The sequence below is a fragment of the Actinocrispum wychmicini genome (assembly GCF_004345645.1).
Taxonomy (GTDB): Bacteria; Actinomycetota; Actinomycetes; order Mycobacteriales; family Pseudonocardiaceae; genus Kibdelosporangium; species Kibdelosporangium wychmicini.
This window is the reverse complement of sequence record NZ_SLWS01000012.1, coordinates 339,902-359,463: the sequence shown is the minus strand read 5'-3', so window position 1 is coordinate 359,463 and position 19,562 is coordinate 339,902. Positions and strand designations below refer to the sequence as shown.

Below are 19,562 nucleotides of genomic sequence, written 5' to 3'. Positions count from 1 at the left end.
CCATCGGTGCCACGACTCTTCGGTCACTGGGCGTGACCGGCCAGGATGATTGCCGTGCGTTTCTTCCTTCTTCCCGCCGCGCCCGGAAGTGGACGATCGCCGGTCTGGTCACCGTGGTGGTGCTCGTCGCTTCGCTGTTCGGACTGCAGGCCATCACCAATGCCCGGTCGTTCCAGTTCTTCGGCGGTCTGACCGACCGGGTGGACACCTCGGCCAAGGTGGTCGCGGTGACGTTCGATGACGGCCCGGATCCCGCCGGGGCCGGGCAGCTGCTGGACGCACTCGCCCGCGCCCAGGTGCCGGCCACGTTCTACCTGATCGGCCGGGACATGGCGAACCATCCCGACCTGGCCAGGGCGATCGCCGCGGCCGGGCACGAGCTGGGCAACCACACGTACTCCCATGAGCGCATGGTGTTCGTGACACCCGGTTTCGTGGCCGAGGAGGTGGAGAAGACCGACGCGCTCATCCGGCAGGCCGGCTACCAGGGCGAGATCACGTTCCGGCCGCCGAACGGAAAGAAGCTGCTGGCGCTGCCGTACTACCTCGACCAGCACCACCGGAAGACGATCATGTGGGACGTCGAGCCGAACACCTATCCGGAAATCGACGCCAGCGCCCAGCGGATCGTGGACTTCACCGTCGAGCACACCCGGCCGGGGTCGATCATCCTGCTGCACGGCATGTACGCCGGACGGGAGCAGACCCGCCTCGCTGTCCCGCCGATCATCGACCGCCTGAAGGCCGCCGGATACCGCTTCGTCACGGTTTCGGACCTGTTGACGTATCAGGGGAAGTGAGCGACCACGCCGGCAACGGCTCACGGGCCGCCAGCCACTCCTCGGGGACCTCGCCGGTGTGCGCGGCGACGATCCCGCCGACGATCGCGGATGTGGTGTCGACGTCCCCGCCGGCCCGCACGCACGTGGTGATCGCCGCCGGGTAGTCGGTCAGGAAGTTCGCCGCGACCCACAACGTGAACGGGACAGTGTCCTGCGCGGTGACGCGGGAGCCGTTGCCGAGTTCGTACGCGGCCTCTTCGGCCGAATTCCGAAGCAGGGTCCGAGCGCGGGTGATCAGTCGTTTGGTCTGGCCGCCGTCGACGCGGTCCAGGACCGAGTCCAGGAGGTCACGTGGCGCGATGCTGGTGGATCGGGCTCGGGCCGCCTCGGCCGCCGCGACCGCGATCGCGACGCCGCCGACGATGCCCTCGGGGTGCTGGTGCGTCACCTCGGCGGAGAGTTTCGCCTGCGTGACGGCCTTGTCCGGATCGTCGGCGAAATACGCGCCCAGCGGGGCGATCCGCATCGCGGCGCCGTTCCCGCACGACCCCTGGCCGCCGAAAGCCGCGCCCGCCGCCGCCCGCCACGGGACGCCGTCGCGGATTTTGTGCAGGATGACCACCGCCCCGGCGCCGTAACCGCGGTATGTGTCGGACCTGTCCGCGAACGTCGCCGCCAGCCGGTCCTGGTCGATCTCGCCGTGATCCCGGAGTTCGGCGACCAGGTTGCACGCCATCTCGGTGTCGTCGGTCCACTCCCACGGTCCCGCCGGCGGTCGCCCGGCGGCCAGCGCCTCGACCGACCTGCCGACCATGAAGAACTGGGCGCCCAGCGCGTCCCCCACGGACAGGCCGGCCAGCGCGTCGTACATCAGATCCTGTCGCATCAGCGGCCAGCATAGTCCGCACATGGTGAAGCCCGGGGAAGTAGCCATTCCCCGGGCCTCGTTGTGCCGCCCATTTCACACGCCAACACGTTTAAGGGTGTGGATCATTCTTCAGTTCCGCTGTGTCTTTCCTTTAGACCACGGCCACCTGAAGCGTGGCCGGCCAGAATTGAACTGGCATCTCAGCGGCGGTCGTCCGTACCCGGTCGACCTGGCGTTCGGCGGCGAATACTGAAACTGGAGCGATAGTTTGACGTTCCTTGCGGGGTCCAGCTGCCTCTACCCGTTGGGCCACCCCGCCACGGAAATGGCGGGAGGAGGATTCGAACCTCCACTGTACTGGACGGGCACGTGGTGTGTGCCACACCCTATCAAACTGACATTCAGACTCAGCTTGCGCTCCTTGCGCCCGGGTAGTTTATCGTACGGATCGGCCGGATGGCAAAGGTTTTACGCGAACAGGTAGTCGAACACCTTCTTGCCGGCCTTCTGCTCGGTCACGTCGGTGTTGTTGGCCTCCTCACGGGCGAACTTCACCGCCAGCTGGAGCTTTTCCACCCGCTCGACCAGCTCGTTGATCCGCTTCGCCGGCATCGCGCCGGAGAACTTCACGGTCTTCCAGTAGCCGACCACCACGTCCTCGTAGTACACCTCGACCTGGGCCGGGTGCTTCTCGGTCGCCTCCGCCTTCACGTGGTTCCGCGGAATCTTCTTGGTGCGCACGGTCTGTACCGGCTCGGTCGCCCAGCAGTCGGCCGACGCGTCATACTCCCAGGTTTCCGCCGCGTCAAGGACAGGGAGTTTACGAACAAACGTCAGGAGGTCGACCAGTTGCTTCTCCAGGAACAGCAAATAGCTCACCGGAACGTCCGAGAGCAGCGGCTGACCGTCCACGACCACGTTCGCCTTGGCCGCGCAGTTCGTCCAGTCCTTCGTGGCGGTGACGTCGAACAGCTTGGTGAGGATCTCGGCGGTCTTCCCGATGACCTCGTCACCCTTCACCTGAACCTTGGTGGACTCCGGCGGTAACTGCTCGCCCTCTTCGTCCTTCGGTCGGTAGGTGCGCGAAATACCGGCCAGCATGCCGGCCTTCTGCAGCACGTGGTGTGCCTCGGTCAGTTCCTGGAACGAACGGCTCTTGATGCCTTTTTCGACCGCGACGATCTGGTTGAGACGTGTCATGACCCCTCTTTGATGTCTTAAGTTGGAGAGAGGTTACAACGCCGAGCGAGGAGCCGAGATGGGTTTTCCGCCAGCCGCCTACCAACCGAGGCCGGGCAGTGTCCTCGACGTCGACCGCGCGTTCTACGGCCGCCTCGCCGGCGGTGGGCGGGACCTGGTCGAGGAGTTCGTGGTCCCGATCCGGTCCGGGCGCGCGTGGCCGGTCCCGGCCGGCCACCTCTGCCGCCTGGTGATCACCCCGGCCGGACCCCAGGTCGGCGACCTGAACATCTGGAACCGCCACAACCCGCGCGAACGCCTGTGGGCCGCGCGGACCCGTCAGTTGCAGAGCGCGCATGTGTCCACCTACGACCGCCTGTGGTCGAACCTGCCGTATCTGCGGCCGTTGGTGACGATCACCAACGACACGTTGGCGTCGTACGGTGTCGACGCGGACGGCGGGCGTGTGCACGACCTGCTGGGTTCGCGGTGCGATCCGTACGTGAACCGGATGCTCAGCGACGAGGACTTCGACTTCCACTGCCACTCGAACCTGGTGCGCGCGGTCCTACCGTTCGGGCTGACCGAGTTCGACGTGCACGACGTGCTGAACGTGTTCCAGTGCACGGGGTTGAACGAGGAGGACAAGTACTTCATGAAGCCGTCACCGGCCCGGCCCGGGGACTTCTTCGAGTTCTTCGCCGAACTGGACCTGCTGTGCGCGCTGTCGACGTGCCCGGGCGGCGACCTGTCGATCCCGTTGTGGGGACCGGACGCCCGGGACCCCCTGGAGGTGTGCCGGCCGATCGCGGTGGAGGTGTACCGGCCGGACGAGGAACTCCTGTCCGGCTGGCAACCACCGAAAAGCCCGCGGTACCAGGGGATGCACGGCCTGCGGTCAGAGTCCTAGCGTTCTGCGGACCGCGCGTTTCGCGCGGGCGGTGGCCCGTTTGTCGCCGTGGAGTTGCACTGCCTGGTTCAGCGCCGGGCCGAACGCGAGCAGTTCGAACAACGCCTGGTCCACATCGACGTCCAGGTCCGCGCGCGTCAACTCGTGGCGCAACAGCCGGCGCCAGTCGTGCCACGACTTCGCCACCAGGTCGTGCACGTCGCCGGGTCGGGTGTCGAACTCGACCGCGGCCGACGTCAGCAGGCAGCCGCCGGGCAGGCCGCTGTCCGCGATGTAGCCGAACCAGTTGTCGCACAACGCGAGCAGCCGGTTCCGGCCTGGCTCCGAACTGAGCGCGGGCTGGACCACCCGGGCGGTGAACTGGGCGATCACCTCGGCCACGGCGGCCAGTTGCAGCGCCTCCTTGGTGCCGAAATGGCCGAGCACCCCGGACTTGCTCATCGCCAGGTCGCCGGCCAGCCGGCCGATGGTGACCCCGATCAGGCCGTTCCACCGACGCCACCTGGGTCGCCCTGGTGACGATCGTCGCCCGGGTGTGCCGCCGCTGTGGTCGTCGACCTGGTGGTCGACGCCGGTCCGTTCCGGTCCGCGTTACCGCCGGAAACCATGGTGGCGCCCCGGAACAAGGCGGCGGCCGCGATGGTCACGCACCTGCACGCGGACCACGCCGACCCGGACGCGATCGCCAAGGTGTTGACGGCCGACGGTGTCGTGCTGCGACCGAAAGCGCTTGCGGGGTCGCATTCCGAGCAGCGGTCGACGGGCTTGGCGACCCCATGTGAACTGGGTGGTGGCCGCCGACGGCAAGCGGATCTTCCACGGCGGGGACACGGTCTTCTACGGCTACTGGTGGCTGATCGCGAACCGGCTCGGCCCGTTCGACGCCGCGTTCCTGCCGATCAACGGCGCCGTGGTGGACTTCCCGCACCTGCGGCCGGCGAGCCCGCTCCCGGCCGACCTCACGCCGGAACAGGCCGTGGTCGCGGGCACGATTCTGCAGGCCCGGCAGGTGATCCCGATTCACTACGGAATCCGCGTGCCGCCGTTCTACGTCGAGGTCGACGACCCGGCCACGGCCTTCCAACAGGCCGCGAAGAAGTACGACATGGCCACGACCATGCTGGCGCCGGGCGAGGCGATCGACATCTGAGCCCTAGAGTTCGGCGATCCTGGGGACGGCCGGCGCGACCACGTCAGTGATCCACTTGGCCGGCGTGCCGGTCGGGGGCATCACGTGGACCTCGTCGAAGCCCAGCTTGGCCAAGGGTTCGCAGTGTTTCACGAAATCGTCCAGATCGCCGCTGGGCTGCCCGCGCATGATCACCGCGGTCTTCGTGATCTCCGCGTAGTCACGGCCGACTTCGTCGCAGTGCTTGCGCAGCACGTCGAGCTTGTGTGCCACGTCACCCGTAGCGAACAGGTTGCACGCGTCCGCGTACTGGGCGACCAGACGCAGGGTCTTCCGTTCGCCGCCACCGCCGATCAGGATCCGGGGCCGCGGTGAACTCACCGGCGGCGGGGACGTGATGGTCTCGGCCAGCCGGTAGTACTTGCCCTCGAACGGCCCGTTGTCGGTCGGGTCCCACATCCGCAGGCAGACGCGCAATGTTTCCTCAAGACGTTCGAACCGTTCCGCGATCGGTGGGAACGGCACGCCGAGACCGACATGTTCGCGCTCGTACCAAGCCGCGCCGATGCCAAGCGTCGCGCGGCCACCGGACAGCACGTCGAGCGTGGTCACGATCTTGGCCAGCAGCGCCGGATACCGGTAGCTCACGCCGGTCACGAGCGCGCCGAGCCGCACCGAGGACGTGTGCGCGGCGAGGAAGCTCAACGTCGTGTACGCCTCCATCATGGCGTCCTCGGCGCCGCCGTTGTGCTCTATCTGGAAATAGTGGTCCATCACCGAGAGCCAGGACACCCCGGCCGTTTCCGCCGCCTCGGCCATCGCCGCCAGTTCCGGCCCGATCGCTTTCGAACCCGCTGGGTTGTCGAACTTCGTCACGTGAACACCCAGTCGCACGTCGGCCTCTCTTTCCTCGCCCGGTCCGAAAAACGCTAGTACCTGGAGCGCGCTCCAGGTCAAGTGCGCGCAACGACGCCCGAAAGTGCACCCGTCCGAGACGGTGAGGTCGGCAGAATGACGGCGTGTTGGAGGCGATCATCGTGCTGTCGACCGTGGTCGGCCTGGTCGGCCGGCCACGGGTCCGGGTGCGCGAGGGCTGGGGACATCCGGGGATCTGGCTGCTCGGGGTGACCGCCGCGGTCTACGTCAACCAGGTGCTGTTCACGGTCTACGTGCTGCGCGTGCACGACGGCGATCCGGGATTCATCGCGAAGTACCTGCCGAGTGGCTGGTTCGCGGTGGCCGGCCACGACCCGGTGCTGCGCTGGCTGGCCGACAACTTCCCGGCCCCGGACGCGCTTTCCCTGAGCGTGCTGCGCGTTCAGGCATTTCTCGAACTGCCGTTCGTGGTGTTCGCCGTTCTCACGGTGTGCCGGTGGTACGGGCCGGAGCTGTACCGGCGGGCGGCCGGACTGGTGTTGCCGACCGTCGTGTTCTACACGGCGACGTTCTGCCTGATCGAGTACTCCTTGAAGAATCCGTACACCTGGGACGACATCGCGATCCGGATCGGGTCCGGAATCGTCGTCGGCCTGGTGGTGCCGAAACTCACCGGACCACCGCCGGAAAAACGCGTGACGAGCACGACGGACCTAGCGCTGTTCCTGCTTTCCGTCGGCGCCGTCGGTGTTCTCGTGTTGTCGGTGTACGACACCGCACTGCTTTACAACCTTGGGCACGTGCACGAAATGCTGCCGCTCGCGGCGCTCGCGGCGGCCGTGCTCATAGGAACCCGGCTCGCGGCACGGCGCACAGGCGCGGCTGCGACATCGGGCACGGCTGTGGGGCCGGGGATCGACATGCTGACGCGGACCGTCGGATGGTTCCTGGCGTACTTCTCAGTGCCCGCGCTCGCGATCCGCTACGGAATGATCTTCGGTGCGCCTCGGCTCGCCGTCGTCGCTGGCGTGGTCGTCACCGCGGCGGCCGTTATTCGGGCCGGACGCGAAACCCGGCGGGCGGTGTTCGCGGACGAGCCGGCCGGCGCGCTGGCCCAGGTCGCGGCCCGGCGGGTGTGGGCCGCGCAACTGGTGGGTTCGGCCGTGGCCGGGGTGGCCGCGGCTTTCCTGGCGTACCGGACCGCTGGCGGCTACCCGGAGTTCCGGCTGCTCGCCGCGGCCGCCGCGTTCGGTGTGGTCGTTGTCACCACATGCGCTGCCGTTGACCGTGCGTACTGGCTGCGCGCCTACTGGAGGTAGCCCTCGACCTGCTGCGCCGGCCGGGCCTGCGCGTCCTCCGGGTTCTCGCCGGCGCCGCGTCGGGCCCGCCGCTGCCGCAGCAGGTCCCAGCACTGGTCCAGGGCCTCTTCCAGGGACCGCAGCTGGGTCTGCTCCTCGGCCGAGTCGATCTCACCGGCCACGTTGTGGGTCCGCAGTTCGTGCTCCCGGTCGACCAGGGTTCGGATCTGGTCCAGGATGTCGCGTTCGGTCATGAGAGTGACCGTAACCCCCGTCGCGCCTCTCAGGACGGTTGGCTTAGCCTCGTGGCGTGGGGAATCTCCGCTCGCGCGTCAGGTCGTGGATCGCTCGGTGGTATTTCGCGCGCGCCCAGAAAAAGGGCTTCGACCTGGCGAAAATGCCGGTCCCGGAGCCCGCGTTGATGCCACTGCGGCGCGACGGCCTTGATCCGATTCCGGAACTGGGCGCCACCCGGGCGCAGGCGCCGGTGAGCAAGCTGTCGATCCCGTTCGGCATCAACCTCTGGCTGGTCAGCGGCTACGAAGAGGCCAAGGCCGTGCTCAGCGACACCAAGTCGTTCAGCAACGACTTCGCCAACCTGACCGGCGCCGGCATGACCGACCAGGAGAACCCCGGCGGGCTCGGCTTCGCCGACCCGCCCGTGCACAGCCGCCTGCGCAAACTGCTGACCCCCGAGTTCACCATGCGCCGGCTGAGCCGCCTCACGCCCGGGATCAAGGAGATCATCGAGCAGCGGCTGGCCGCGATGGCCGCCGCGGCCGGCCCGGTCGACCTGGTCCAGGAGTTCGCGCTGCCGATCCCGTCCCTGGTGATCTGCGAACTGCTCGGCGTGCCCTACGAGGACCGGGAGGCCTTCCAACATCTCGCCGTCTCCCGGTTCGACCTCTTCGGTGGCGCGGGCGCGTCCCTCGGTGCCATCTCGGACTCCCTGGAGTACCTGCTCGACGTCGTTCGGAAGCAACGCGAAAACCCAGGTGACGGGCTCCTTGGCATGATCATCAAGGAGCACGGCGACGAGGTGGGGGACCAGGAGTTGGCCGGTCTCGCCGACGGCGTGCTCACCGGCGGGTTCGAGACCACCGCCAGCATGCTCGCGCTCGGCGCCCTGGTGCTGCTGCGGGACCAGGAGACGTTCAAGCGGATCCACGACGACGACTCGGCCGCGAGCGGCTTCGTCGAGGAGATCCTCCGGTACCTGACCGTGGTCCAGGTCGCCTTCCCCCGGTTCGCCCGGGACGACGTGGAGGTCGCCGGGGTCAAGATGACCAAGGGTGACATGGTCGTGGTGTCGCTGAGCGGCGCCAACCGGGATCCCGCGCTCGGCCCGGACCTGGAGTGGGTGGACGCTACCCGGGCGCCCACCTCCCACCTGGCCTTCGGCTACGGGGTGCACAGGTGCATCGGCGCCGAACTGGCGCGGATGGAGCTGCGGGCCGCCTACCCGGCGCTGGTTCGGCGGTTCCCCGAAATGCGGCTGGCGAAGGCGCCGGAGGAACTGGTGTTCCGGAAGGTGTCCATCGTCTACGGCGTCGAGTCGCTCCCGGTGACCCTCGGCACCTGAGGTTCAGGTCGCAAGGCGGGGGCGGAGGAGACTGTCACGATTCCCAAGGTTGTCTCGTCAAGAGGGCATGACGAAGACGATTCTGGTGACCGGCGGTACCGGCAAGCTCGGCTCGCTCGTGGTGGGCATCCTGCGCGACGCGGGACATGACGTGCGGGTGGCCAGCAGGCGCAGCGGCGCCGGGCTGTCCACGGTGGACTGGAAGACGGGCGAGGGGCTGACGGCGGCGGTCAGCGGCGCGGACGTGATCGTGCACTGCGCGGCCGCGTTCGGGGACGTGGAACTGGACCGCAAGCTCGTCGCGGCGGCCGCCGAGGTGAAGGTGCCGCACCTGCTGTACATCTCGATCGTCGGCGTCGACAAGGTCCCGTTCAAGTACTACCGGACCAAGCTCGACGCCGAGCAGGTCATCGTGCGGTCGGGTGTGCCGTACACGATCCTGCGCACCACCCAGTTCCACGACCTGATCCGGGTGGTGTTCGCGGCCACCGCGAAAATCCACCTCATGCTGGTGCCCGCCTTCGGGTTCCAGCCGCTCGACGTGTCCGAGGTGGCCGAGCGGCTCACCGCGCTCGCCCTTGAGGGGCCGGCCGGGCGGGTGCCGGACATGGGCGGGCCGCAGGTGCTCTCGTCCAAGGAAATGGCGAGGATGTTCCTGAAGGCCACCGGACGGCGTCGGCTGATCGTGCCGTTCCGGCTGCCGGGCAAGGCCTTCCGCGCCTTCCGGGCGGGCCACCACCACACCCCGCGGCACGCCGACGGCCGGATCACGTTCGCCGAATACCTCCTCGAACACCCGGAGCGAACCGTTTCCTACCGGGGAAAGTCATGAGGGCGTGGACGCGCGGCCTCGTCATTCTGCTGGCGGTGACCCAGGGGATCATCGGGTTCTGGGCACAGTTCGGGCCGACGTCGTTCTTCGAGGACGGACCGATCCCGGGCGCGAACAGCGGATGGGTCGCGTTGTTCCCGCCGTACAACGAGCACCTCGTGCGGGACTACGGCGGCATGAACCTCGCGCTGGTCGTCGTGCTCGTCGTCGCCGCGGTCAAGCTGACACCGTTGTGGGTACGGACGAGCATGGTCGCCACGCTGGCGTTCGCCGTGCCGCACACCGTGTTCCACATCATCCACCTGGAGCACTTCTCGCGGTCCGCGGCGATCGGGCAGACCACGAGCCTGGTGCTGACCGTGCTGATCCCCCTGATCGTGATCATGATGGCCGGTCAACTCCGGCGGACCGAGGTCAAGGTGTGATTGCATAGTTTCCGTGGGGGAGGAAGAGAAACCACGCCGCTGGCCCCGGCGCGTCCGCCGGATCGCGGTGGTCGCCGTCGCGGTGCTCGCGGTGGTTATCGGCGGGAGCGTCGCGTGGGCGTACATCGCGTCGGGTGGGCACAGGTATGACGTCGCCGACGCGCCGAACGCGCCCGTGGTGATCGTGTTCGGCGCGAAAATCCAGGCCGACCAGCCGCTGCCGTTCCTCGCCGGGCGCCTCGACGTGACCGCCGACCTGGTCAAGCAGGGCAAGGCGGCGGCGGTCCTGGTGTCCGGGGACGAGAACGGCAGCTCCGGCAACGAGACCAGGGCGATGAGCGCGTACCTGGTCGGCAAGGGTGTCGACCCGGCCAAGATCGTCGTCGACCCGCACGGCGTGGACACGTACGACACATGCGCGCGGGCCATGCGGGTGTACGGGGTCAGCCGGGCCCTGCTCGTGACGCAGTCCTACCACCTGCCACGGGCCGTGACGCTCTGCCGGACCCTCGGATGGACGCCGACGGCGTGGCCGCGACCTGCGGCTGCAGCGACTTCAGCCTGATCAAGAACCGGGCGAGGGAATGGCTGGCCACGGTCGGGGCTGTCCGCAACGCGGTGTTCACCCCCGCGCCGGCCGTGTCGTCCCCACCGGACGAGTCCCTCCATCAACCACCCATGCGATGATGGCGCTGTTGAGCGTGAGGGGGATGAATGGACGACCCGGGGGACGCGTATCGGGCTCAGTCGCGTAATTCGCCACTGGCCCTGCTCGGGGTGATCGGCGCGTTACTGCTCGTCCTGCTGTTGATCTCGCTGCCCAGCCAGGGCACCCGGACCGTGGCCGGCATCCCGCTGGCCGCCCCCGAAACGGCCAAGGACACCAAGCCGAACGCGGCCGTCCCCCCGCAGTCCAGTGCCGCGCCGACGGCCAAGCCCGCGCTGGAGACCAACCAGCTGCTCACCCCCGGCATGTCGTTACCGGCGACCACGTGCCGGCTGCCCGGCTTCGGCAAGTCCGCCGACCAGCTGAAGGCGTACTACCAGGCCATGATCGACTGTCTGGACAGCGCCTGGAAACCCGTGCTCGCACAGGCCCACGCGCCGTTCGAGTCACCGACGCTGGTCGTGGACGACAACCCCACCAGCACGTGCGGCACGCCGTCGTCGGAGATCGCGGTCGCGTTCTACTGCCCCCGCGACGAGACGATCTTCATGCCCCGCGGCCGCGTGATCGACTCGATGGGTTCCAACCAGGGCAGCCACATCATGGTCCTGGCCCACGAGTACGGCCATCACGTGCAGCTGCTCAGCGGCATCAACCAGGGCCTCGGGCAGAAGATGCGCGGCATGGCCGAGGACTCGCCCGAGTACCTGGAGTTGACCCGCCGGATGGAGCTGCAGGCGGACTGCTTCTCCGGCATGTTCATCAGCACGGTCACCGGCCGCGGCTCGATCAGCAAGACCCTCGGCACCGCGGCCGGCACCTCCTTCCGCAGTTCGGTCACGGACAAGACGCACGGCACCGTGAAGCACCAGATCCAGTGGGGCAACGCCGGCGTGAAGAACAACAACACGTCCGCCTGCAACACGTGGCTGGCGCCGGCCGGCGACGTCAGCTGAGCGTCCGCCACAGGAACTCGAACACCAGCGCCCACTTGAACGCGAGCTGCTCGTTGTCCGCGGCGGCGCCGTGACCGCCCTCGATGTTCTCGTAGTACCGCACGTCGTGGCCCTGTTCCAGCATGCGGGCGACCATCTTGCGGGCATGCGCCGGGTGCACCCGGTCGTCCCTTGTGGACGTCACGAACAGCGTCGGCGGCACCTGCTGTCCCGCTTGGACGTTGTGGTACGGCGAGAACGGCTCGATGTACGCCCACTCCTCCGGTTCACGCGGGTCGCCGTACTCGGCCATCCAGGACGCGCCGGCCAGCAACTCGTGGTAGCGCCGCATGTCCAGCAACGGCACCTGGCTCACGATCGCGCCGAACAACTCCGGATAGCGGGTCAACATCACGCCCATCAGCAGGCCGCCGTTGCTGCCGCCCTGGATCCCCAGCCGGGCCGGGGTGGTGATGCCGCCCGCCACCAGGTCAGCCGCGACCGCGGCGAAATCCTCGTAAACCAGGTGCCGGTTCGCCTTGACCGCCTGGGAGTGCCACTCCGGGCCGTACTCGCCGCCGCCCCGTAGGTTCGCCACCACGTACGTGCCGCCGCGCGCCAGCCACCCGCGGCCGACATGCCCCAGGTAGCTCGGCGTCAGGGAGATCTCGAAGCCGCCGTACCCGGACAGCAGCGTCGGGCGGTCCCGTGGCTCCCCGCTGCCGACCACGAAGTACGGGATCCTGGTGCCGTCCTTGGACGTGGCGAACAGTTGACGGACCTCGATCCCGTCGGTGTCGAAGAACCCGGGGGCCTGCTTGAGGATTTCCGGCTCGTCGGTGAACACGCCGCGGCGCAAGGTCGCCGGTTCGGTGTAGCCGCTGGAGTTCAGCAGGTACTCGTTGTCCACGTCCGGGTTGGTGCCGATGATCCCGGACAGCTGGCCGGCCGGCACACCGGGCAGCGGCGCCCGGGTCCAGCCGGTCGCCTGGGTGAGCACCTCCAGGTGAGTCTGGACGTCCCGCAGGATGTCCAGGATCAGGTGGTCCCGGGTCCACGAATGGCTGCCCAGTGAGGAATGCGCGTCCGGCGTGAACAGGACGGTCAGGTCCCGTTCGCCGGCGATGAAGTCGTCGAACCGCGCGGCCAGCAGGGCACCGGCCGGGTACGTCGTGCCGCCGACGGTCCACGGGGTGCGCAGTTCGATCAGCAGCCACTCGCGCTCGACGTCGGTCTCGGCGTCCTCCGGCACGTCGATCCGGACCAGTTCGGCCGGCGTCCGGAAAAACCGTTCGGCCCGGTAGAACTCGATGTTGCGGGTGACGAAACTCCGCTCGAAGCCCGGTGTCCGGTCGTGCACGGCGCTGACCGACACGTCCTCCGGCTTGCCCTCGAACACCGTGGTCGCCTCGTCCAGCGGCGTGCCGCGCCGCCACTCCTTGACGATGCGCGGATACCCCGAAGCGGTCAACGATCCTGGGCCGAAGTCCGTTCCCACGTACACCAGGTCGGCGTCGATCCACCGCAGCCAGCACTTGGCCTCCGGCAGTTCGTACCCGCCCGTCACGAACTCGCGCGTCTCGATGTCGAACTCACGGATCACCGTCGCGTCCGCGCCACCGCGCGAGAGGCTGACCAACGCCTTGCGGTACTCCGGACGCAGCACGGTCGCGCCGTCCCACACCCAGTTCTCGCCCTCGCGCTCGGCCAGCGCGTCCAGGTCGAGAATCACCTGCCACTCCGGATCGGCCTGCCGGTACCGCTCCAGCGTGGTGCGCCGCCACAGCCCGCGCGGGTTCGTCGAGTCCTGCCAGTAGTTGTACAGGTACTCGCCCCGTCGACGGACGTACGGGATGCGGTCATCCGCGTCGAACACCGCGCGGATCTCGTCACGCATCTGCTCAAAACGGACGTTTCCGGTCAATTCGGCGACCGTTGTCGCGTTGCGTTCACGGACCCACGCCATGGCGTCGTCCCCGGTCACCTCCTCCAACCAGAGGTACGGGTCAACAGTCATACCTCCAGTGTCGCCTATCCGCGCCAGTGCTCCAGCACAGTGTCGATCTTGGTCCGGATCCGGTCCCTGGCCGCTTCGCGATCGACGCCGGACATCAGCAGCTCGTCGTACTCGGTGTCCTCGTGCCGGATGGACGCGATCACGGCCCGGGTGAGCGCCTCTTCGTCCAGGGCGCGGCCGGCGGCCGACCGGCCGACCCGGCCGCTGCCGCGCTGCCCGGTGTGCCGGGCGATGGCCGCCGCCCGATCCGGTGGGCAGCGCGGGAACAGCCTGCCGATCAGCTCCGCCATCCGTCCCTGCAGTTCGACGTCCTGGTGCGCCCGGCGTTCCCGGTCGCGCTCCCGCTGGCGCAGCCGGACTTCCTCGTCCGCCAGGCAGGACTCCTCGGCCGCCGCCAGGGCCGGTTCCTCGACCAGCAGGCCTTGGCGTTCGTAGCGTTTGCGGGACTTGTTGAACCGCACCACCACGGCGGACAGGCCGCTGGCCTTCTTCGCCCGCCGGGTGAGCGTGGCGTCGCCGGCCGGGAGGAGCACCAGATGGTCCATGTCCGCGCACGTCAGGCAGTTCGCGCCGGCGCTGTCCATGATCAGGTACGGTCCGGTGCCGCCGCAGCTCACGCACGTCCAGTCCGTGGTCGGCTCCACCACGACCAGGTCCGGCGCGGTGTTCTGCTTCTGGGTCAGCCGCTCGCGTTTCTTGTCCGAGACGTCCGACGCGATCCAGTGGGTGCGGTACGCCCGCTCAGTCTCCTCAGCGCCTTCGGCGGTGAACCGGAGTGGCCGGCGGTCGCGGTTCTGGCTGACGTACGTGCTCTCGCCCTCGGCCAGGCCCCTGTCTTCGGCCCAGGCCCGGAGGATCCCGCGCGCTTCGGCGAGTCTTCCCGGGTCGACCGCGGCGGTGTCCTCCAGGCAGGCGACCTGGGAGCGCTCCCAGTCGATCAGCCGGGGCAGCCACCCCATCCGCGCCAGGACCGCGACCGGCGTGACGACGGCGGTCTCCGCCAGCAACCGCTCCGCGGCGACGCAGACCCGGCGCTCCAGCTTGGTCCGTGGCTCGAACCCCATCAGGCCTCCTTCCGGTAGCGTGCCCGGACATGGTTCCAGTGGTCCGTCCGCCCGCGGTCACCGAGTTACCTCAGCTGGGGGAGATCGAACGGGCCGCGGACACGCTGTTCGAGCCGCTGGGGATCGTGTTCCAGCCCGGATCCGTGATCGACGAGGTGTCCGATCCCGGCAAGGTGCTGGTGGTCGGCGACCCGCCGGTCGCCTTCGCGTACGCCGACCGGCTGGACACCAGGCTGCACCTGCACCAGATCGCCGTTCACCCGGCGCACGTCCGAACGGGCATCGGATCCGCGCTGATGGCGGCGGTGATCGGCCGGGCCGGCAGCGCCGGGGTCACGCTCACGACGTTCCGGGACGTGCCGTGGAACGGACCCTGGTACGCCCGGCTCGGTTTCGTCGAACTGGCGGATCCCGGACCGGACCTCGCGGCGCTGGTCGCGGCCGAGCGTGACCTGGCCGAACTCGGGCCACGCGTGGTCCTGTACCGAACTGGAACATAACGGACAGGACCGCTGATCTTTTGCTGATCACGGCGAAGCGCCTAACCTGCTGTAAGCAAGGTCACACCGGCGGTTATAGATGGAGGCGCCCCATGCGGATCTCGGACGTGCTGCGCACCAAAGGCTCAACGGTGGCGACGGTCGAACCAGGGACGACAGTGACCGAACTGCTCGCCGCGCTGGCCGAGCACAACATCGGCGCCATGGTCGTACTGGCGGCGGACGGCACCGTGGCCGGAATCGTGTCCGAGCGGGACGTGGTCCGCCGGCTCAACGACCAGGGCGCGACGCTGCTCGACCGGTCGGTCGCGGACATCATGACGACCGAGGTCTTCACGTGCGACCGGGACGACTCCGTGGACAGCCTGACGGTCCTGATGACCGAGCGCCGGATCCGGCACGTGCCCGTGGTGGGCGACGGCCGCCTGATCGGCATCGTCAGCATCGGCGACGTGGTGAAGAGCCGGATCAAGAAACTGGAAGAGGACCAGCAGCAGCTCGAGGCCTACATCACCCAGGGCTGACCCCCGTCCGCCTGCCCCACCTCGGTCCGCACAGAGGTGGGGCAGGGCGGAGTCAGGGGAGGGGCAGGCGGGTCGTCTCGTCGTGGTTCAGCTCGATGCCGAAGTCCTTCGTCAGCGTGTCCAGGACTTCACCCCTGGTCAGGGTTCGCTGTTCGCGGACACCTTCCGGGCCGACCACGGTCAGTTCGTCGCCGCGCAGCATCCGGCGCTGCTCAGCTTCGGACCGTTGGGCCACCACGCCGTTCCGGAACGCCGACCTCGGCCAGGTCGACGTGTAATGGTTGGCCATCTCCAGGTCCGCCGGGTACGTCCGTTCGATCGCGAACTGGTACAGGCTCTGCCACCCGTCGGCGGTCTTGTCCTGCAGGATCCAGACGTCTTCGTCGCGGGTCAGGCGGTGCGTCCACACTCCGTGCCGGGTCTCGGTCTCCCGCAGCGGAACGGGTTCGAGGATGTTGCTGCCGCCCCAGCCCACGTCGGTCAGGTACCGCTCACCGTCCACTGTGGCCAGCAGGACCATGTGCGTGCGCGGCCGCATGGCCGTCGAGTTGACCAGGCTGCGCGCCAGCAGCCGGGTCACCGGGACCCCCACCCGCTCCAACGCGGCCGCGTACAGCGAGTTGTGCTCGTAGCAGTAGCCGCCACGCCGGCGGTCGACCATCTTCGCCTGCAGGCTCGGCAGGTCCAGTGCCGGGGTCTCGCCCAGCGTCACGGTGATGTTCTCGAACGGGATCGACCGCAGGTGTCCCGCGTGCATGTCCTTCAGCGTCGGTTCTTCAACACCGATCCTGGCCAGATAGGCGTCCAGGTCGAGCTGTTCGATTCCCCAGTCGGTCACTTGCGTCTACTCCCGCCAGCCGGTCATGTCCACACCACGTGCGACGTCCACCCGAAAGCCTACGTTGATCTCCGCGGTCCGGCCCGCGTCCATGGGCAGCTTCCAGGTGAGCTCGCCCAGGTCGGTGCGTTCGGCCGGATCCGGCTTGCAGGTGACGTCCTTGACCGTGATCCCGTCGTCCCGCGACACCGGGACCTGGTCGAGAACGGTGACCGTGGTGGCGCGCCGGCCGTAGTTGCCGACCTTGATCCGGTACGCCGCCTCCCGCCGGCGGGTGCTGCCGAGCACGGCCTTGGCGGCGGTGCGGCGGACGAGTTCGCGTTCGACCCGGATCCGGTCGTCGACGCCGAGGTTCAGTTCGACCTCCTCGCCCGGCGACCACACCTCCAGGTGCGTCGTGCCGACGAATTCCGACTCGTGGAACACCGACGCCCGGCCCGGCCGCAAGGTGTGTTCGGACGTGTTCACGGCGGTGGCCCGCAGATACGCCTCCGGGCCGAGGACCGGCGCCGCGATGTGGTCCAGGGCGGCACCGAGGTCGATCACGGCGACCGTGGTCCGATGGGCGGTCCCGTCGGACGGCACGGCGACCTGGCGGGCAGGTCGGTACGTGGTGGCCGCGGCGCCGTGTTCCACCTCCGGGACGGCGAACGACACCATGGCGGCGGCGGCCATCGGGGCGGGCGCGGCGGCGCCGTATCCGCCGCCGGCCTCGGCGGCGTCCATCGCGAACCGTGCCCGCACGGCCTGCGGCTGGTGCCGGTCCAGGAACCACGGGCTCAGTTCCGGAATCGTCGCGGTGCCGGCGGGGCGGGCGGTGGACAGCGCCAACTCGCACTCGGGCCAGTCCTCGCCGGTGCTCTGGGTGATCTCGGCGTGCCACGTCAACGACAGCGACTCGCCGGTCAGCCGGATGTCGTACGTCGAGCTCCACAGCGCCTGGTCGACCACATAGGACAGTTCGATCTCGACAGTGGCGGCCTCGCGCACGTCCATGTCCACGACGACCGCCTGCCGGTCGGGGGCCTGCTGGGTGCGGTAGGTGCCGAGGGTGCGCTGGACCAGGTCGCGTTCCTCGGTCGCCCGGATCCGTTGGTCGGCCAGTTCCCGTTTGCGGCCAAGCGCTTCCGCCAGTTGCACGCCCAGCGCGGCGGACACCTCGGCGATCCGGTCCGGCTCCACCGTGCGCTCCGCGAGGCCCTTGGCGAACGTGCCGCCCGCGCGCCGGCTCACCGCGGACAGCAGCTTCACCCGGTCGTCCGCCACGGCGACCGTGTCGGCCAGTTCGAGCAGCGCGTTCTCCAACTCCCGCAACCGGTCCTCCAGCTCACCGACCCGCTGGTCCGGCGTCTGCGCGTGCCGCTCCATGGTGACGTCCACCCCCAGCACGGTCGCCGGGCCACGGCCGTTGACCCGCACCGAATCCCGTTGCAGCCCAACGGGCAGGCCACCCACGGTCACCTGCCGCTGGCCCTTCTCAAGTGCCACCGACGTGCGGCGGGTCACCCGCGCCTGCCCGGGATACACGGTCACCGCGACGATCTGCGCTTCAGTGCTGGTCACGCCGCGAGATTACAGGCATACTGGCCCTCGTCATGACTCGCCGAAGGTCCGACGTGCCGAAAAGACGTCCTACCATGAACAAGGTTTGCGAGGTGCCGCCCGCGAAGCGCGGATGAGCGGCCCGATGTGGGTGCGGACAAGCACCGAGATCCGTCGTCAGCGCCGTCGTCGCGCGCACTCGTGCTGGGATCACCTTGTGGTCGCGCCACTGTGGCCGATGTACGGCGTCAACCTGGGAACGCTGTTGCGCACCTGCGACGCTGTCGGCGCGTGCCTGGCCGTGCCGCGACTGCCATGGGTGCCGCAGGCGTTGCGGACGGGAAACACGTTACGCCAACGGTCGTGTGTGCACTGGGTCGGTGATCCGGTGCGCTGGCTGGCCCAACAGCGTTCGGCGCGAAGCCGAATCGTGGGCGTGGAACTGACCGACGAGTCCGTTCGCCTGGCGGACCTGCCCGTGGCGCGTTGCCGGACGGTCGTGGTGCTCGGCCACGAACGGGAGGGCATCCCGGCCGAGGCCACCTCGCTGCTGGACGTCGCCGTGGAGATCCCGATGGTGGGCACCGGGATGAGCCTGAACGTGGCGGTGGCCGGGTCGCTCGTCGCGTACAAGCTCGCCGGACTGGTGTGACCGGGATACGGTCGGGACATGCGTTTTGGGATCTCGCTACCACAGGCCGGACTCGCTCCGGAAGCTTTCCGAAACTACGTGACCCGCGCCGAGGAACTGGGGTTCGACAGCGCGTGGACCCAAGAACAGGTCCTCGGTTCGAAACCACACCTGAGCCCCTTGGAGGTCATGACGTACGCGGCCGCGTACACCACACGGCTGCGGCTCGGATGCTCGGTGTTCGTCAGCAGCCTGCACAGTCCCGCGCACCTGGCGAAGAGCATCAGCACCGTGGACCAGCTCAGCCAAGGCCGGGTGGAGGTCGGTTTCGGCGTCGGCGGCCGCACCCGGATGCTGTCCGCGTTCGGTGTTTCGCCGGACGGGCTGGTCAGCCGGTTCACCGAGGGCGTCCGGCTGATGAAGGAATGCTGGACCGCGCCGAAGATCGACTTCGACGGCCGGTTCTGGCAGGTGCACGGCACCCAGATGGAACCCAAGCCGGTGCAGAAGCCGTACCCGCCGATCTGGTTCGGCGGCGGCCACCCCAACGCGGTGCGTCGCGCCGTCCAGTACGCGGATGGCTTCTTCGGCGCCGGGTTGTCCACCACCGAGGACTTCGCCGCCCAGGTGAAGGTCCTGCGGGAGGAACTGCGCGGCCGCGAGTTCCCGATCGCCAAGCGGGTCTACGTCACGGTGGACGACGACCCGGACCGGGCCCGCCAGACCATGTCCGACAGTTTGGACGACCAGTACGGGCTGCTCGGCTCGCAGGGCAAGCTGCTGCCGATCGCGGTCACCGGCACGCCCGAGGACTGCGTTCGGGGGGTGCGCGCGGTCGTGGCCGCGGGCGCGGAACTGGTCCTGCTGAGCCCACTCCGGAACGAGCACGAACAGATGGAACGCCTTGCCGCGGAAGTGATTCCGAACATCTGAACGGGCACCTGGCGGTGCCACCTCCACCGT

The 19,562-nt window shown here is 68.7% G+C and carries 22 protein-coding genes; 13 read left to right on the top strand and 9 right to left on the bottom strand.

Annotated elements, in window-relative coordinates; all coding sequences use genetic code 11:
• Positions 1–32 precede the first annotated feature (32 nt).
• A complete protein-coding gene (locus tag EV192_RS43090) occupies positions 33–800 on the top strand; it encodes a polysaccharide deacetylase family protein (protein ID WP_207926655.1) in 768 nt (255 codons plus the stop codon).
• Here the strand turns inward: EV192_RS43090 and EV192_RS43085 are convergent.
• Both EV192_RS43085 and EV192_RS43075 read right to left on the bottom strand, forming a co-directional pair.
• Entirely contained in the window at positions 763–1,668 is a 906-nt protein-coding gene (locus EV192_RS43085; protein ID WP_207926653.1) for an ADP-ribosylglycohydrolase family protein, read from the bottom strand. The genes EV192_RS43090 and EV192_RS43085 overlap by 38 nt on opposite strands.
• Positions 1,669–2,118: 450 nt before the next feature.
• Complete coding sequence (locus tag EV192_RS43075) at positions 2,119–2,850, bottom strand: DUF7873 family protein (RefSeq protein WP_132124506.1); 732 nt, start codon at positions 2,848–2,850, stop codon at positions 2,119–2,121.
• A gap of 58 nt (positions 2,851–2,908) precedes the next feature.
• Between EV192_RS43075 and EV192_RS43070 the strand changes: the two genes are divergently transcribed.
• Positions 2,909–3,739 (top strand): urea carboxylase-associated family protein, encoded by an 831-nt coding sequence (locus tag EV192_RS43070; protein WP_132124505.1) that lies wholly within the window; start codon positions 2,909–2,911, stop codon positions 3,737–3,739.
• On the opposite strand, the gene EV192_RS43065 is transcribed toward EV192_RS43070, so the two are convergent.
• Complete coding sequence (locus EV192_RS43065) at positions 3,728–4,180, bottom strand: TetR/AcrR family transcriptional regulator (protein WP_243727430.1); 453 nt, start codon at positions 4,178–4,180, stop codon at positions 3,728–3,730. The genes EV192_RS43070 and EV192_RS43065 overlap by 12 nt on opposite strands.
• Before the next feature lie 337 nt (positions 4,181–4,517).
• Between EV192_RS43065 and EV192_RS43060 the strand changes: the two genes are divergently transcribed.
• On the top strand, positions 4,518–4,889 hold the full coding sequence (locus tag EV192_RS43060) for an MBL fold metallo-hydrolase (protein ID WP_243727429.1): 372 nt from the start codon (positions 4,518–4,520) through the stop codon (positions 4,887–4,889).
• 3 nt (positions 4,890–4,892) lie between these two features.
• Here the strand turns inward: EV192_RS43060 and EV192_RS43055 are convergent, their stop codons facing one another.
• The gene (locus EV192_RS43055) at positions 4,893–5,762 is read right to left on the bottom strand and encodes an LLM class F420-dependent oxidoreductase (protein WP_132124504.1); all 870 of its coding nucleotides are present in this window, start codon (positions 5,760–5,762) and stop codon (positions 4,893–4,895) included.
• Positions 5,763–5,887: 125 nt separating this feature from the next.
• On the opposite strand from EV192_RS43055, the gene EV192_RS54345 reads away from it, so the two are divergent.
• Positions 5,888–7,063, top strand: a complete 1,176-nt coding sequence (locus tag EV192_RS54345; protein WP_165960909.1) for a hypothetical protein — start codon at positions 5,888–5,890, stop codon at positions 7,061–7,063.
• Here the strand turns inward: EV192_RS54345 and EV192_RS43045 are convergent.
• Entirely contained in the window at positions 7,051–7,296 is a 246-nt protein-coding gene (locus EV192_RS43045) for a DUF2630 family protein (protein WP_132124503.1), read from the bottom strand. The genes EV192_RS54345 and EV192_RS43045 overlap by 13 nt on opposite strands.
• 56 nt (positions 7,297–7,352) lie before the next feature.
• Here EV192_RS43045 and EV192_RS43040 point away from each other — a divergent pair, with 56 nt between their 5' ends.
• The 5 genes from EV192_RS43040 to EV192_RS43020 all read left to right on the top strand — a co-directional run bounded on the left by EV192_RS43040 (position 7,353) and on the right by EV192_RS43020 (position 11,504).
• Positions 7,353–8,624, top strand: a complete 1,272-nt coding sequence (locus EV192_RS43040) for a cytochrome P450 (protein WP_243727428.1) — start codon at positions 7,353–7,355, stop codon at positions 8,622–8,624.
• A 67-nt stretch (positions 8,625–8,691) separates the two neighbouring features.
• Positions 8,692–9,456 carry an SDR family oxidoreductase gene (locus EV192_RS43035; RefSeq protein WP_132124502.1) on the top strand — a complete coding sequence of 255 codons (765 nt, stop codon included), beginning with the start codon at positions 8,692–8,694 and terminating at the stop codon, positions 9,454–9,456.
• On the top strand, positions 9,453–9,881 hold the full coding sequence (locus tag EV192_RS43030; protein ID WP_132124501.1) for a hypothetical protein: 429 nt from the start codon (positions 9,453–9,455) through the stop codon (positions 9,879–9,881). The genes EV192_RS43035 and EV192_RS43030 overlap by 4 nt, the downstream gene beginning before the upstream one ends.
• Positions 9,882–9,894: 13 nt before the next feature.
• Positions 9,895–10,446: a SanA/YdcF family protein gene (locus EV192_RS43025; protein WP_207926651.1), complete on the top strand. Its 552-nt coding sequence runs from the start codon at positions 9,895–9,897 to the stop codon at positions 10,444–10,446.
• Between the two features lie 149 nt (positions 10,447–10,595).
• Entirely contained in the window at positions 10,596–11,504 is a 909-nt protein-coding gene (locus EV192_RS43020; RefSeq protein ID WP_132124500.1) for a neutral zinc metallopeptidase, read from the top strand.
• On the opposite strand, the gene EV192_RS43015 is transcribed toward EV192_RS43020, so the two are convergent.
• Both EV192_RS43015 and EV192_RS43010 read right to left on the bottom strand, forming a co-directional pair.
• Positions 11,497–13,500 carry a prolyl oligopeptidase family serine peptidase gene (locus EV192_RS43015; protein ID WP_132124499.1) on the bottom strand — a complete coding sequence of 668 codons (2,004 nt, stop codon included), beginning with the start codon at positions 13,498–13,500 and terminating at the stop codon, positions 11,497–11,499. The two genes, EV192_RS43020 and EV192_RS43015, sit on opposite strands and share 8 nt — an antisense overlap.
• A gap of 14 nt (positions 13,501–13,514) precedes the next feature.
• Positions 13,515–14,564: a DUF2293 domain-containing protein gene (locus EV192_RS43010; RefSeq protein ID WP_132124498.1), complete on the bottom strand. Its 1,050-nt coding sequence runs from the start codon at positions 14,562–14,564 to the stop codon at positions 13,515–13,517.
• A 29-nt stretch (positions 14,565–14,593) separates the two neighbouring features.
• Between EV192_RS43010 and EV192_RS43005 the strand changes: the two genes are divergently transcribed.
• A complete protein-coding gene (locus EV192_RS43005) occupies positions 14,594–15,064 on the top strand; it encodes a GNAT family N-acetyltransferase (RefSeq protein ID WP_132124497.1) in 471 nt (156 codons plus the stop codon).
• A 92-nt stretch (positions 15,065–15,156) separates the two neighbouring features.
• Positions 15,157–15,588 carry a CBS domain-containing protein gene (locus EV192_RS43000; RefSeq protein WP_132124496.1) on the top strand — a complete coding sequence of 144 codons (432 nt, stop codon included), beginning with the start codon at positions 15,157–15,159 and terminating at the stop codon, positions 15,586–15,588.
• Positions 15,589–15,640: 52 nt separating this feature from the next.
• On the opposite strand, the gene EV192_RS42995 is transcribed toward EV192_RS43000, so the two are convergent.
• Both EV192_RS42995 and EV192_RS42990 read right to left on the bottom strand, forming a co-directional pair.
• The gene (locus EV192_RS42995; RefSeq protein WP_132124495.1) at positions 15,641–16,426 is read right to left on the bottom strand and encodes an arylamine N-acetyltransferase family protein; all 786 of its coding nucleotides are present in this window, start codon (positions 16,424–16,426) and stop codon (positions 15,641–15,643) included.
• A 6-nt stretch (positions 16,427–16,432) separates the two neighbouring features.
• A complete protein-coding gene (locus EV192_RS42990) occupies positions 16,433–17,989 on the bottom strand; it encodes a mucoidy inhibitor MuiA family protein (protein ID WP_132124494.1) in 1,557 nt (518 codons plus the stop codon).
• Positions 17,990–18,101: 112 nt separating this feature from the next.
• Between EV192_RS42990 and EV192_RS42985 the strand changes: the two genes are divergently transcribed.
• Positions 18,102–18,620: a TrmH family RNA methyltransferase gene (locus tag EV192_RS42985; protein WP_132124493.1), complete on the top strand. Its 519-nt coding sequence runs from the start codon at positions 18,102–18,104 to the stop codon at positions 18,618–18,620.
• Positions 18,621–18,638: 18 nt separating this feature from the next.
• Positions 18,639–19,532, top strand: coding sequence for an LLM class flavin-dependent oxidoreductase (locus tag EV192_RS42980; protein ID WP_132124492.1), 894 nt, complete (start codon positions 18,639–18,641; stop codon positions 19,530–19,532).
• Positions 19,533–19,562: the final 30 nt, after the last annotated feature.

What these genes read in the sequence shown, in the direction of transcription:
- EV192_RS43085 (WP_207926653.1), bottom strand. Translation starts at nt 1,668, where the DNA reads ATGCGACAGGATCTGATGTACGACGCGCTGGCCGGCCTGTCCGTGGGG.
- EV192_RS43075 (WP_132124506.1), bottom strand. Translation starts at nt 2,850, where the DNA reads ATGACACGTCTCAACCAGATCGTCGCGGTCGAAAAAGGCATCAAGAGC.
- EV192_RS43070 (WP_132124505.1), top strand. Translation starts at nt 2,909, where the DNA reads ATGGGTTTTCCGCCAGCCGCCTACCAACCGAGGCCGGGCAGTGTCCTC.
- EV192_RS43065 (WP_243727430.1), bottom strand. Translation starts at nt 4,180, where the DNA reads ATGAGCAAGTCCGGGGTGCTCGGCCATTTCGGCACCAAGGAGGCGCTG.
- EV192_RS43045 (WP_132124503.1), bottom strand. Translation starts at nt 7,296, where the DNA reads ATGACCGAACGCGACATCCTGGACCAGATCCGAACCCTGGTCGACCGG.
- EV192_RS43035 (WP_132124502.1), top strand. Translation starts at nt 8,692, where the DNA reads ATGACGAAGACGATTCTGGTGACCGGCGGTACCGGCAAGCTCGGCTCG.
- EV192_RS43030 (WP_132124501.1), top strand. Translation starts at nt 9,453, where the DNA reads ATGAGGGCGTGGACGCGCGGCCTCGTCATTCTGCTGGCGGTGACCCAG.
- EV192_RS43020 (WP_132124500.1), top strand. Translation starts at nt 10,596, where the DNA reads ATGGACGACCCGGGGGACGCGTATCGGGCTCAGTCGCGTAATTCGCCA.
- EV192_RS43015 (WP_132124499.1), bottom strand. Translation starts at nt 13,500, where the DNA reads ATGACTGTTGACCCGTACCTCTGGTTGGAGGAGGTGACCGGGGACGAC.
- EV192_RS43010 (WP_132124498.1), bottom strand. Translation starts at nt 14,564, where the DNA reads ATGGGGTTCGAGCCACGGACCAAGCTGGAGCGCCGGGTCTGCGTCGCC.
- EV192_RS43005 (WP_132124497.1), top strand. Translation starts at nt 14,594, where the DNA reads ATGGTTCCAGTGGTCCGTCCGCCCGCGGTCACCGAGTTACCTCAGCTG.
- EV192_RS43000 (WP_132124496.1), top strand. Translation starts at nt 15,157, where the DNA reads ATGCGGATCTCGGACGTGCTGCGCACCAAAGGCTCAACGGTGGCGACG.
- EV192_RS42985 (WP_132124493.1), top strand. Translation starts at nt 18,102, where the DNA reads ATGAGCGGCCCGATGTGGGTGCGGACAAGCACCGAGATCCGTCGTCAG.
- EV192_RS42980 (WP_132124492.1), top strand. Translation starts at nt 18,639, where the DNA reads ATGCGTTTTGGGATCTCGCTACCACAGGCCGGACTCGCTCCGGAAGCT.